Source organism: Rothia sp. HMSC072E10 (assembly GCF_001813965.1).
Lineage (GTDB): Bacteria > Actinomycetota > Actinomycetes > Actinomycetales > Micrococcaceae > Rothia > Rothia mucilaginosa_A.
Window position 1 is genome coordinate 72,354 of the sequence record NZ_KV814481.1, and the last position, 12,250, is coordinate 84,603.

Here is a 12,250-nt window from a genome sequence, read left to right on the forward strand (position 1 = left end):
GCGGCCGATAGGCTGAGCCCGAAAGCAAAGGGGCCCGGCATCCATAACGGATGCCGGGCCCCTTTCTGCCTACTGTGGCGGCCGCGCTATCGGGTAATGGTTGCGGAGGCGCTTGCGCCCGCCAGATCCCGGTAGGTGTACTCGCCGTCATCGGTCAGCTGCATCGCAACGGTGCCGCTGGTGAGCTGAACGGTCGTGGTCAGGGTGTAGCTGGAGGTCACCTCGGTGAAGTACACCGGAACCTGCGAGGCCAGCACCTGTGCGTAGCGCACGGGGCCGTTGGCGGTCGCGGTCAGGAAGTCCGAGGTGCGGATATCCAGCACGCCGGTCCAGGTGTTGCCCTCGATGACCGGCTCGTAGAACTTCGCCGCGTAGGCCACGCCGTTGAAGGCGCTCACCGCCGGGTTATTGGTCTTGGCGCCGCCCTCGCTCTTGGCCAGCGCGGCCACCTCGGCGTCGTTGTCGGTGTCCCACAGCAGCGGCGCGGTGACGTCTTCGGCGGTGGGGAAAGTGAACTCGAAGGTCACCTGCAGGTGCGCCGAGCCGTACAGGTAGGTGCTGCCCTGGAACTCGCCCTTGGAATTGATGGGGGCGGAAATCCACAGGCCGGCACCGCCGTACAGGCCCGCACCGACGCTACCGCCGGGGGTGAAGGTGCCGCCGCCTGCGCTCTTCGGGCTCGTGGAGGTTGCGGTCACGTTGGGCACCTGCACGGTGTAGGAGTCCAGACCGTAGCGGGTGTCGAAATCGTTGGAGGGGTTGGAGTTGAAGGCCTGGGTGAAGACACCGAACTGCAGGGTCGGGGTCTCCGGCACGTCGGTGGAGGCCGCGTAGGCGGGTACGGTTGCGGCGGTTGCGACGACCGGCGCGCTCCAGAGAGCACCCTTGACGAGGGAGCGGCGGTTTACGCCGCGCTTGCCGGAAGCGGGGGTGCTGTGACTGGTCTGCTGTTGAGACATGTAATTATTCTTTCTTCCACGGGTGAATACGGTGATGCACGTGATACGAATTACTGATACTGTAGTGTAATTCAGCTCAACTTCAAAATTGTCTCAACTTTAAAGCAGGTTTTCTGCAATCTTCGGCTAAAGCTCACGAAGTGATGCGGCGGTAGCTCACGAGGCGCCCCGCCGGCCTGCAAACGACTCGCTACCCGCACGGGTGCGAACACCGAAGAACGAACACTGCCGTCCATCCCGCGTGCCCGTCACGGGTATCGCATCCTCACACCATCACATCAAAGGACAGATTTATGGCCTCTCTGAAACGCGCACGTATCGCGTTTGCCTCCCTGGCGGTCCTCTGCCTGGGTGCGGTCGCCGCCCCGGCAGCCAACGCCTACAACCCCGACATCGACGGTGACGGCATCCCCAACACCTGGGAGATGAAGGGTTACGACGCCGATGGCGACGGCAAAATCGACGTCGACTTCCCCGCACTGGGCGCCGACCCCAACCACAAGGACATCTTCGTGGAGATGGACTACATGCCCGGCCTGCTCCCCAGCGAAGAGGAACTGGACCGCATCACCAAGATTTACGCCGACCTGCCCATGCGCAACCCCGACGGCACCACCGGCGTAAATATTCACCTGGACGCCGGTAGCGCCCGCAGCGCCAAGTACAACCTCGGCGGCGGCAACGAAATCACCCACCAGGAGCTCGACAGCGAGTTCAACGCCCTCAACAGGATTAAGGCCTCCGAAGGTAAGTTCAACCCCGCCCGCGAAGGCACCTTCCACTACGTCATCTGGGGCGACTACTACGACAACAGCACCTCCTCCGGCATCGCTATTTTCGGTGGCCGTAACCTCATGGTCACCGTGGGCCCGCACTTCTGGGGTAAGGCAACCAGCGATATCCGCGTGGCGGTGTTCGTGCACGAGCTCGGCCACAACCTGGCGCTGAGCCACGGCGGCTGGGACGAGATCAACTACAAGCCCAACTACCTGAGCGTCATGAACTACCAGTACACCCTCCCCGGCGTGCCCATGGCCGACGGTAGCCGCTACTTTGGCTACTCCACCGCCGAGTACCGCATGCTGAACGAGGCGAAGCTCTACGAGGCGCGCGGCTTCGGTCCCCGCGCGGCCGGCTTCCTGTACAAGGGCGAGCCCGCTGACGGTCCCATCGACTTCAACGGTAACGGCAAGATTGATGCCGAGCCGGTCTCGGTGGACCTGAACGGTGACGGCATGATCTCGAACCTGGGCGCGGCGAACGACCTGAAGATGATTCGCTTCCAGGCGACCGAGCACCCCGAGCTCGAGAAGGGCCCCAAGCAGATTGAGCCGAGCGGTATTACCGCCGAGTACGCTCGTTCCCTGGGCCTGATTAACTAGGCGGTCGCCGGGGCGAAAGGCCTCGTCAGTACCGTTAAACAACAGGGTGCGGATACCGAATCATCGTTCGGTATCCGCACCCTTGTTATGTATCGCGACTCCTATGCAGGGGCCGCGCCGGGGCTGTGCCGGAGTCTTGTAGGGGCCGCGCCGGCAGGGGAGGCTAGGCCGCCTCACGCTCCTCTTCTCGCTGCACGCGGCCGGTCTCCACCAGCACCTGCGCGATGTGGCCCAGCGCCTCCTCGTTCTGCAGCGAGGAAACGTCACCCAGGGGGCGGCCCTGGTACAGCTCGCCGAGCAGACGGCGGGTAATCTTACCCGAACGGGTCTTCGGGATATCGGCAACCGCCACAACGTCCTTGGGCTTGGCAATCGGGCCGATGTGCTCACGCACGTGAGCCGTCAGAGCCGCCTTCAGCTCGTCCTCGGTCAGGGCCTTGCCCTCGTCGGTGAGCGTCACGTAAGCGACCGCCTGGTGGCCGGTCAGGTCGTCCTCCACAGGGCAGACGCCGGCCTCCACCACAGCCGGGTGGGTGACCAGGGCCGACTCAATCTCAATCGTGGACAGGCGGTGACCCGAAATGTTGATCACGTCGTCGATACGGCCGAGGATGTACACGTTGCCTTCCTCGTCTTCCTTCGCGCCGTCACCGGCCAGGAACCAGCCGCGCTCGCCGTAGTGGCGCCAGTAGGAGTCCAGGAATCGCTGCGGGTTCTTCCACACGGTGCGGGCCATGGAGGGGCCAATCTTATCGACCACGATGAAGCCCTGCCTACCCGGCTCCACCGGGTTGCCGTGCTCATCCACCACGCGGGTGGACACGCCCGGAACGGCGCGGGTAGCGCAACCGGGCAGGGGGGTGCAGTGCGGGGTGCCCACCGGGTAGGTGCCGGCGGAGGCGAAAGCCGGGTCGTGCGGGCGCGGGGAGCACACGGTCGAACCGGTCTCGGACTGCCACCAGGTGTCGATGAAGGATGCGGTGCCGCCACCCACGTGCTTGCGCAGCCAGCGCCACGCCTCCGGGTTGATGGACTCACCCACCGAACCGAGCAGGCGCACGGTCGAGAAATCGTACTTGCCGGGCTCGGGGCCGTCGGGGAACGCGCCCATGAGGGAACGAATCAGGGTGGGGGCGGTGTAGTAGTTGGTCACGCCGTAACGTTCGATGACCTCGAAGTGGCGACCGTAGTGCGGGGTGTTCGGGGTACCCTCGTAAATCACCTCGGACACGCCGTTAACCAGCGGGCCGTAGATTTCGTAAGTGTGCGCGGTCACCCAAGCGAGGTCGGCGGTGCACCAGTGAACGGTGGACTCCACCTTCTCGGGGTCGTTGACGGCCGACAGCTCGTCGGGGCGCAGCACGCCGTTCTCATCCACGTAATCCGGTAGCAGATCGTAGAGCAAAGCGTGGGTGTACGCGGTCTGCACCAGGTAGCCGCCCATCGTGTGCACCAGGCCCTTGGGCTTGCCGGTCGTGCCGGAGGTGTAGATGATGAACAGCGGGTCTTCTGCGTCGTGCAGCTCGTAGGCGTGGGTGTCGGGCTGGTCGTCCACCAGGTCGTGGTACCAGACGTCGCGGCCCTCGGTCCAGGGAACCTCAGCGTGCGCTACGGGGTCGGAGGCGCTGGTGCGGTCCACCACGATGACGTGCTCGATGTTGTTCTCGCCCGAGCAGGCCTCGTCGGCGTTGACCTTCACGGGAACAACCTTGCCGCGGCGGTTCTGGCCGTCGGTGGTGACGAGCACCTTCGCACCGGTGTCTTCCACACGGAATTTCAGCGCCTCGGCGGAGAAACCGCCGAACACGAGGGAGTGGATCGCGCCAATACGCGCGCAAGCCAGGGTGAAGATAATGGTTTCGGGAATGACGGGCAGGTAGATGACCACGCGGTCACCCTTGCGCACGCCCAGGGACAGCAGACCGTTGGCGGCCTTCGCGATGCGGCGCTGCAGCTCGGCGTAGGTGATGGCCTCGCGGTCGCCGGGCTCACCCTCGAAGTAGAGGGCGACCTTGTCGCCGCGGCCCGCCTCCACGTGGCGGTCCACGCAGTTGTAGGCGACGTTGAGCTTGCCGCCCTCGAACCACTTAATCTCGGGAACAGTGAACTGCTCGATGCCCTCCTCGTCGAAGCCGAGGGACTTCGGCTTCTCGAAGCGGTGCGCGGTGTGCCAGGGCTCAGCCCAGGTGAGTCGCTGCGCCTGCTTCTCCCAGAACGCTACGCGTGCCTCGTCAGATTCGAGCGCGGGGTTCGGGGTGGGGTTCAGCGGGTCGGTGAACGAAAAGGGGGTGGGCAGTCCCATATCTCTCCCATCGGTAGCTGGCATTAGCACCCTTGCTCGCGCTGCCTACTCGTGTGTGCGGATGCGCGAGGGGGTTGCTGCGACGTCATGGAGCCAGGTCTCTCGGTCGCTCTGGATGGTTTGCCTTCTTAGTAAAGCGCGCCGCGGGGTCCGATGCAAAGGTTCCCGTCATAAAAGGCACACTGTGTAGCGCTTCGTAATATAACGACACATTAAGAACCCCGCCCCGCGCTCACTACTGTGGGGCGCGGGGCGGGGCACATCATCATCATTCAGTAGGCGACAGGTTTCCCCGCCGACTTCTTTTTCCGGCGCGTCACGATGACTGACGCGCGGACATCTCTCCTGAAAACTCAGCGCGTGCTGAGCGTTGCGTTTAGCTGCCGGTGGCGCTAGTTGCTGGGGTACTTTGCCTTGACCCAGCGCTCAAACAGGCCGACGAGGGCGTCCGTAATCTTGCCCAGGATGGCCAGCGCCACGATGGCGAGCAGCAGGCGGTCGGTGCGGCCGTTGTTCTGCGAGTCGGTCAGCAGGTAACCCAGGCCCATGGAGGCGCCCAGCAGCTCGGCGGCGACCAGGAACAGCCACGCCTGAGCGAGCGCGAGGCGCAGACCCGAGATGACGGCGGGCAGAACCGCGGGAAGCTGAACCGTGGTGAACAGGCGCAGGCCCTTCAGGCCGAAGGCGCGGGCCATCTCCACGAGCTTGGGGTCCACGTGGGCGAGGGCAGCGGAAACCGTGGTGTACACGGGGAAGAACGCGCCGATGGCCACGAGGGTCACCTTCGAGTTCTCGCCGATGCCAATCCACAGCAAAAGCAGCGGGACCCACGCGAGTGAGGGGACCGCGCGCAGAGCGCCGATGGTCGGGGCGACGAACACGCGCACCGGGGTCGACAGGCCAATCAGCGATCCCAGCACCAGGCCGAGTACCGCGCCGATGCCGAAGCCAATCAGCACGCGCTGGGTCGAAATCGCGACGTGCTTGGCCAGCTCACCGCGCTGCGCCAGCTCGATACCGGCGCCCACCACACGGTCGGGGGAGGGCAGCTGGACCTGCGTGAACACGCCGTTGGTGCTCAGAATATACCAGAGCGCAATGAGCGCCAGGGGCAGGATCAGGCCCAGGTACTGCTTGCCGGCGAAGGGGTTCGAGGGAAGCTTCGGCGTCGGGAGCTTGGCCGCGCTCTCCTGCGCGGGGGCAATGGTTGCGGCGGTCATTACTTCTCCACCGCCTTGGCAATCTTCTCGACTGCGGCGCTGTCAGCCTTCTTCGCGAACTGGTCGTCCACGATGCTGTTCAGGGCCTTGTCCACGTCGGACTGGGAGGGGACGTCGCCGGACTCGACCAGAATCGGGCCAACGCCCTTGAGTACCTCAACCTGCTTGGCGCCCGGAACCGGGTCGATGTCCAGGTGGGTGCGGTCCATGACGACCTGGGCGGTCTCGTGCTTAATGCCGGACTCTTCCTCGACAATCTTCACGGCCTCTTCGGGGTTCTTCTTGGCCCAGGCGCGAGCGTACTCGTACACGTCCACGATGACCTGCGCGGCGGTCGGGTTGGACTGAATGAACTTCTCGGTGGCGTTCAGGAAGCCGTAGGTGTTGAAGTCCAGGTTGCGGTAGAAGAGCACGTCGCCGCTCTCCACCTCGGCGGCAGCCATAATCGGGTCCAGACCGCTCCACGCGTTGACCTGGCCGTTGTCCAGGGCGGTGCGGCCGTCGGCGTGCTGCAGGTTCTGAATGTTCACGTCGGAGGCGGAAATGCCGGCCTGCTTGAGGGCCTGCAGGAGCAGGAAGTAGGGGTCGGTACCCTTGGTGACGGCCACGCTCTTACCCTTCAGGTCGGTGACCTTGGTGATGCCCGAGTCCTTGCGGGTGACGAGCGCCGACCACTCGGGCTGCGAGTAGAGGCTGATGACCTTGATGGGGGAGCCGTTCGCGCGGGCCAGCAGCGCCGCCGAGCCCGCGGTGGAACCGACGTCGATGTTGCCGCTGCGCAGCGCCTCGTTGGCCTTGTTCGAGCCGGCCGACTTGACCCACTCAACCTTCTTGCCCTCGGCGGACAGGGCGGTCTCGAGCCAGCCCTTCTTGTGGATAATCAGCGAGAGCGGGTTGTAGGTGGCGTAGTCAATGGTCACGGTGTCCTTGCCGCCGCCGGCTGCACCGGAGGCGTTGGAGGAGCCGGAACCCTCACCGGCGCAACCGCTGAGCAGGGTTGCGAAGGCGGCGGCTGCGGCCAGGGACTTGAGGGCGGTACGGCGAGACGGGGAGAAAGTCATGATGGTTCTTTTCGCTTCTGAAGATGATGATGTGATGAGATGAGGAGCGCGGCCCGCAGGGTATAGCTAATTGGTTATATACCCTAGACGGCGCTAATACCGAGAGGGCTTGCGGCGGCTTAGGCCGCGATTTCCTCCACACCGAGCTCGGCGAGCAGTTCGCTACGCAACGCGGTGATTTCTGCATCCGCGCGGTCGCGGGGGTGGGCACGGTCAACGGTCACGATGCGCTGAATGGTCGCGGGGCCCTCCGGGGTATCCTTACCGAGCACGATGACCCGGTCGGAGAGGTAGAGCGCCTCCTCCACGTCGTGGGTGACCAGCAGAATCGTGGTCGGATCCTGGCGGTGCACGTCCAACAGCAAATCCTGCATGTTGATGCGGGTCAGCGCGTCAAGGGCGCCGAAGGGTTCGTCAAGCAGCAGCACGCCGGGGGTGCGGGCGAGCGCTCGGGCCAGGGAGACGCGTTGCGCCATGCCGCCCGAAATTTCCTTTGGGCGGTGGTCGGCGTACTCGCTCAAGCCGACCAGGCTCAGCAGGCGGGTCACGGTCGCCTCGCCCTCGGCCTTCTTGGTGCCCTGCGGCAGGCCGAGCGCCACGTTGTCGGCGACGGTGCGCCAGGGGAGCAGTCGCGGTTCCTGAAAACCAATGGCCACGCGGGGGTCGAGTCCGGTCACGGCTTTCTCGCCGATGCGCACGGTGCCGGCGGTGATGCGGTTCAGGCCGGCGGCTGCACGCAGGAGGGTGGATTTGCCGCATCCCGAGGAGCCAATCACCGAGATAATTTCGCCGGGTTCGGCGGTGAAGGTGACCTCGCGCAGAACCTCGTGGGTTCCGCCGGGTACCGCAAAGGACTGGCCAACGGCATCGAAGACGAGGGGCACTGCGGCACTGGATACGGCGTGCCGGTTCGCTGAGGATTCGGATGCGCCGGGAGTTACTGCACTGTTGAGTGTCATAGTCACTTCCATCGTTCCTGGCGTTAGCACCGGCGGTGGGGAAGCCGCTATCGGTTGCTGCGACGTCGTGGAGCCAGGTCTCTCGGTCGCTCTGGATGGTTTGCTCTACTCACCCTATGGGCTGTGCCACGCCTCAATCAACCCTGCGGGCGCGTATGAATTTCTATGACTCTTTATTTCGCATTTATCACGAAATATTTCGGTCCCGCGTCACAAAAAGATTTTTTCGTCACAAACGTGCTCTCCCTCCCGCGCGCACCGTAGACTCGGAACCACGAGATCATGAGTCCCGGCGCTAAGCTCTGGCTGGCCGGGCGGCAACCCTCTCCCGTAGCGGGGTGCCCCAGATGATGATCTGGCCTCAACGTTACGAGGCAAGTACGGCGCGAACGCGCCACCTGCACGAAGGCCACCACCGAACGCAGAAGGCATCAGGAGGCGGCGCGCGGGGTGCAGGGCACAAACCCGATCGTCCCCCCGATCATTCGCGAAAGGAAAATCGATGGCTGAGCAGAAGAAGCGCATCGTAGTTAACGCATTCGAGATGACCTGCATCGGTCACCAGAGCTTCGACCTCTGGCGTCACCCGCGCTCCCGCGCAACCGAGTACAACACCATCAAGTACTGGACTGACCTGGCTAAGACCCTTGAGCGCGGCCTGTTTGACGCCGTGTTCATCGCTGACGTGGTCGGCATCTACGACGTGTACAAGAACTCTGCCGCTCCCGCTATCGAGGGTGCCGCTCAGGTTCCCGTGAATGACCCCGCAACCCAGATTTCTGCAATGGCTGCAGTGACCGAGCACCTCGGCTTCGGTGTGACTGCTGCCGCTACTTTCGAGCAGCCCTACACCCTGGCTCGCCGCTACGCCTCCCTCGACCACCTCACTGAGGGCCGCGTCGGCTTCAACGTTGTGACTTCTTACCTGCCTTCGGCTGCTGAGAACCAGGGCCTGCCCACCCAGATCCCGCACGACGAGCGTTACGAGATCGCCGACGAGTTCCTGGACGTCTGCTACAAGCTGTGGGAAGGCTCCTGGGAAGACGGCGCAGTCATCAAGGACCGCGAGCGCGGCATCTACGCTGACCCCTCCAAGGTTCACCCGATTGGCCACAAGGGCAAGTACTTCTCCGTGCCCGGCATCTCCCTGACCGAGCCGAGCCCGCAGCGCACCCCCGTGATCTTCCAGGCTGGTGCATCCAGCCGCGGCCAGAAGTTCTCCGGTAAGCACGCCGAGGCTGTGTTCATCAGCGCCCTGCGCCCGGACCTGACCCGCGTTGTGACCGACCGTATTCGCGCCGCTGTCGAGGAGCAGGGCCGTAGCCGCGACGACGTGAAGATCCTGGCAATGCTCTCGGTCATCGTGGATGAGACCGAAGAGAAGGCAAAGGCAAAGTACGAGGATTACAAGAAGTACGTGAACCTCGACTCTGCACAGGCTATTGTCGGCGGCTGGTCCGGTGTTGACCTGTCCCAGTTCGACGAGGACGAGGTCCTGAACTACGTGCAGACCGAGTCGATTCAGTCCTTCCTGACCCCCTTCACCCTGCAGGCGAAAGACAAGAAGTGGACCCGCAAGGACATCGCTGAGCACACCACCCTCGGCGGCATGGGCGAGGTCATTGTTGGTGACCCGGTTCAGGTTGCTGACGAGCTGGAGCGTTGGATCGACGAGGGTGGCCTGGACGGCATCAACCTGGCGTACCACGTCTCCCCGGGCTCCTTCGAGGACTTCATCGAGTACGTTGTTCCCGAGCTGCAGAAGCGCGGCCGCTACCGCACCGAGTACGAGGGCAACACCCTGCGTGAGAACATCTTCGGTAAGGGCCACACCAAGGTTGCTGACTCCCACCCGGCTGCTAAGTACCGCGGCGCATACGTGGGCAAGCCTTCCGCGGCTGACACCCCGGCTCGCGCAATCGCTGAATAAGCGGTGCCGCTGATGCGTGCCGTGTAGGTTCGCTCAAACTTAACGATTGAAAACAAGAACGCCCGTTCTGCTGGAGGATTTGTATCCCCGGCAGAGCGGGCGTTTCTCTGCGCTGTGCTTTCTTGGCGCGGCGCGTTCCCTATACTGGTTGGCATGACTGAACTGAATCATGACGACCGCTGCCCCTGCTCGAGCGGCGAGGTGTACGGCGCCTGCTGCGGCAGGTTCCTGGGCGAGTTTGCCGCCTCCGGAACGCTGACCGCCCCCGCGCCGGAGCAGCTGATGCGCTCGCGTTTTACCGCCTTTGCGACCGGCGATGCGGCGTACCTGCTGGCGAGCTGGCATCCGAGTACCCGCCCGAGCACCCTGGAGCTGGAGGATGGTATCCGCTGGTACCGCCTGGATATTCTGGGCTCTTCGGGCGGCCCCTTTGACGCCTCCGGCACGGTGGAGTTCGTTGCGTATTACCGGTCGGTGCCGGGCACCCCTGTGGAGGAGCGGGTGAAGGGCAGTATGCACGAGCTGTCGCGCTTTGAGAAGGTGGGCGGCGCCTGGTTCTACGTGGATGGAGACGTCCGCTAAATCTCGTAACTTTCCCTGCCTCTCGTACATGCTGAGTGCGGGTGGGCAGATAAAGAAATGGCAGAATCATTCCGAAACCGGAACGATTCTGCCATTCTTCGTATATGCCCCTCAAAGAGGCGATTATCGGGAGTTAGCGGACTTAGTGGGTCCAGCCGTTAATGATGCCCATACCGAAGTAAATCACGAACACTGCGGAGACCAGGTACATCAGCCAGTGCACATCCTTGCCGCGGCCCTGCACCAGGCGAATGAAGGTGTAGGACACGAAACCGGCACCAATACCGTTCGCAATCGAGTACGACAGCGGCATGAAAATAATGGTCAAGAACGCCGGGATGCCCAGACCCCAGTCGGTCCAGTCGATGTTCACGGCCTGGCGGATCATCAGGAAGCCGACCACGACCAGAGCCGGGGCGACCGCCTCGAAGGGAACGATGGTGACCAGCGGCGAGATGAAAATCGCCAGCAGGAACAGCACACCGGTCACAATGTTTGCGAAACCGGTGCGTGCGCCCGCACCAATACCGGTGGCGGACTCCACGAAAATTTGGTTGGCGGAACCGGATGCGCCACCACCGACAACGGAACCGAAAGCGTCCACGAGCAGGACCTTGTCGATGTCCTCGACCTTGCCGTCCTTCATGGTGCCAGCCTCTGCGGCAAGACCCACCGAAACGCCCATCGCGTCGAAGAACACGGACAGCAGAATGGTGAACACCAGCAGCGAAGCAGCCAGCGGACCGATATGGGTGAACGCGCCGAACAGGTCAGCGGAACCGATGAGGGAGAAGTTCGGGGTGGTGAACTTCAGGTCAGCCAGGGAGGGCACGTTCAGGGACCAGCCGGTTGCAGCCTTCTTCACGGAACCGGAGGGGACAACCGCCTCCAGAATCAGGGACAGCGCGGTGGAGGCGAGCACGCCCCATAGGATCGCGCCCTTCACGTTACGGATGAACAGGGCGATGGTGAAGAACAGGCCGAAGAGGAAGACGAGGGTGGGCCAGCCGAGCAGGTGACCACCCGCGCCGAGGCTCACCGGAACGGTGGTGCCAGCTGCGTCAGGCATGCGGCGGATAATACCGGAGTCGACCAGACCGATAAAGGAAATGAAGAAACCGATACCGACCACGATCGCGGTCTTGAGCGACTCGGGGACCGCCTCAAACACCGCGGTACGGAAGCCGGTGAGCACCAGAACGGTCATGATCAGACCGGCGAGAACGACCAGGCCCATGATGTCTGCCCAGGTCAGGTTCGGGGTGGTGGCAATGGTGGAGGCGAGTAGCGCGTTCACGCCCAGGCCAGCCGCCATGGCGAAAGGCTGCTTGGCGATAACACCCATGAGGATGGTCATCACACCGGCAACCAGCGCGGTCACAGCCGCGACGGGTGCGATGCCGAGGGTGCGTTCGGATGCGTCAGCACCGGTACCGATGACGAGGGGGTTCAGCACCACGATGTAGCTCATGGCGAAGAATGCGGCGAGGCCGCCGCGGAATTCTGCGGCGATGGAGGAGCCACGCTCGGAAATCTTGAAGTAGCGGTCGAGTGCGCTGGTGGGCGCTGTCGCCTTCTGAGGTTCAGACATGTGAGGATCCGTTGATGTTGTTCGGTGTGTACTGTTGCGCCGCCGGTTTCGCCGAAGCTCGCGGGCTAGGCTCATAACCGGGCGTCACAATGGTTCAACTATTGTAGGCGCCGCCGAGCGGCTCGTGCCGGTGAAACGCGTTGTGTGCGACGGTTCAGTCGGTGATGTGGTGTTTCCCCGGCCCCAGCTAAATAGCCAGAATCGGCAACCGGGGCAGAGGGGAGAATAGCCCAGGGCGGGGCGCCGACACTCGAAGGTGCCGGT

Annotated in this window: 9 protein-coding genes and 3 riboswitches; of the genes, 3 read left to right on the top strand and 6 right to left on the bottom strand. The window is 63.6% G+C overall.

Annotated features, from left to right (window positions below; translation table 11 throughout):
• Positions 1-86: 86 nt before the first annotated feature.
• Entirely contained in the window at positions 87-959 is an 873-nt protein-coding gene (locus HMPREF2944_RS01045; RefSeq protein ID WP_049333926.1) for a hypothetical protein, read from the bottom strand.
• A 293-nt stretch (positions 960-1,252) separates the two neighbouring features.
• Here HMPREF2944_RS01045 and HMPREF2944_RS01050 point away from each other — a divergent pair, with 293 nt between their 5' ends.
• Positions 1,253-2,341: a C4-dicarboxylate ABC transporter substrate-binding protein gene (locus tag HMPREF2944_RS01050; protein ID WP_070679623.1), complete on the top strand. Its 1,089-nt coding sequence runs from the start codon at positions 1,253-1,255 to the stop codon at positions 2,339-2,341.
• Between the two features lie 163 nt (positions 2,342-2,504).
• On the opposite strand, the gene HMPREF2944_RS01055 is transcribed toward HMPREF2944_RS01050, so the two are convergent.
• The 4 genes from HMPREF2944_RS01055 to HMPREF2944_RS01070 form a co-directional block, all read right to left on the bottom strand.
• Positions 2,505-4,643, bottom strand: a complete 2,139-nt coding sequence (locus HMPREF2944_RS01055) for an AMP-binding protein (protein WP_049343585.1) — start codon at positions 4,641-4,643, stop codon at positions 2,505-2,507.
• A 4-nt stretch (positions 4,644-4,647) separates the two neighbouring features.
• Positions 4,648-4,765, bottom strand: a riboswitch (SAM riboswitch).
• 270 nt (positions 4,766-5,035) lie between these two features.
• A complete protein-coding gene (locus HMPREF2944_RS01060) occupies positions 5,036-5,863 on the bottom strand; it encodes an ABC transporter permease (RefSeq protein ID WP_005507252.1) in 828 nt (275 codons plus the stop codon).
• Positions 5,863-6,924, bottom strand: coding sequence for an aliphatic sulfonate ABC transporter substrate-binding protein (locus tag HMPREF2944_RS01065; protein ID WP_070679626.1), 1,062 nt, complete (start codon positions 6,922-6,924; stop codon positions 5,863-5,865). Before HMPREF2944_RS01065 ends, HMPREF2944_RS01060 begins: the two co-directional genes overlap by 1 nt.
• Before the next feature lie 119 nt (positions 6,925-7,043).
• Positions 7,044-7,883, bottom strand: coding sequence for an ABC transporter ATP-binding protein (locus HMPREF2944_RS01070; protein ID WP_070679629.1), 840 nt, complete (start codon positions 7,881-7,883; stop codon positions 7,044-7,046).
• Positions 7,884-7,888: 5 nt separating this feature from the next.
• A riboswitch (SAM riboswitch) is annotated at positions 7,889-7,985 on the bottom strand.
• A gap of 176 nt (positions 7,986-8,161) precedes the next feature.
• A riboswitch (SAM riboswitch) is annotated at positions 8,162-8,270 on the top strand.
• 115 nt (positions 8,271-8,385) lie between these two features.
• On the opposite strand from HMPREF2944_RS01070, the gene HMPREF2944_RS01075 reads away from it, so the two are divergent.
• Positions 8,386-9,813: an LLM class flavin-dependent oxidoreductase gene (locus tag HMPREF2944_RS01075; protein WP_049333932.1), complete on the top strand. Its 1,428-nt coding sequence runs from the start codon at positions 8,386-8,388 to the stop codon at positions 9,811-9,813.
• 153 nt (positions 9,814-9,966) lie between these two features.
• Positions 9,967-10,395: a YchJ family protein gene (locus HMPREF2944_RS01080; protein WP_070679632.1), complete on the top strand. Its 429-nt coding sequence runs from the start codon at positions 9,967-9,969 to the stop codon at positions 10,393-10,395.
• Between the two features lie 142 nt (positions 10,396-10,537).
• On the opposite strand, the gene HMPREF2944_RS01085 is transcribed toward HMPREF2944_RS01080, so the two are convergent.
• Entirely contained in the window at positions 10,538-11,986 is a 1,449-nt protein-coding gene (locus HMPREF2944_RS01085) for an NCS2 family permease (protein WP_070679635.1), read from the bottom strand.
• Positions 11,987-12,250: the final 264 nt, after the last annotated feature.

What these genes read in the sequence shown, in the direction of transcription:
- HMPREF2944_RS01055 (WP_049343585.1), bottom strand. Translation starts at nt 4,643, where the DNA reads ATGGGACTGCCCACCCCCTTTTCGTTCACCGACCCGCTGAACCCCACC.
- HMPREF2944_RS01080 (WP_070679632.1), top strand. Translation starts at nt 9,967, where the DNA reads ATGACTGAACTGAATCATGACGACCGCTGCCCCTGCTCGAGCGGCGAG.
- HMPREF2944_RS01045 (WP_049333926.1), bottom strand. Translation starts at nt 959, where the DNA reads ATGTCTCAACAGCAGACCAGTCACAGCACCCCCGCTTCCGGCAAGCGC.
- HMPREF2944_RS01065 (WP_070679626.1), bottom strand. Translation starts at nt 6,924, where the DNA reads ATGACTTTCTCCCCGTCTCGCCGTACCGCCCTCAAGTCCCTGGCCGCA.
- HMPREF2944_RS01050 (WP_070679623.1), top strand. Translation starts at nt 1,253, where the DNA reads ATGGCCTCTCTGAAACGCGCACGTATCGCGTTTGCCTCCCTGGCGGTC.
- HMPREF2944_RS01070 (WP_070679629.1), bottom strand. Translation starts at nt 7,883, where the DNA reads ATGACACTCAACAGTGCAGTAACTCCCGGCGCATCCGAATCCTCAGCG.
- HMPREF2944_RS01075 (WP_049333932.1), top strand. Translation starts at nt 8,386, where the DNA reads ATGGCTGAGCAGAAGAAGCGCATCGTAGTTAACGCATTCGAGATGACC.
- HMPREF2944_RS01060 (WP_005507252.1), bottom strand. Translation starts at nt 5,863, where the DNA reads ATGACCGCCGCAACCATTGCCCCCGCGCAGGAGAGCGCGGCCAAGCTC.
- HMPREF2944_RS01085 (WP_070679635.1), bottom strand. Translation starts at nt 11,986, where the DNA reads ATGTCTGAACCTCAGAAGGCGACAGCGCCCACCAGCGCACTCGACCGC.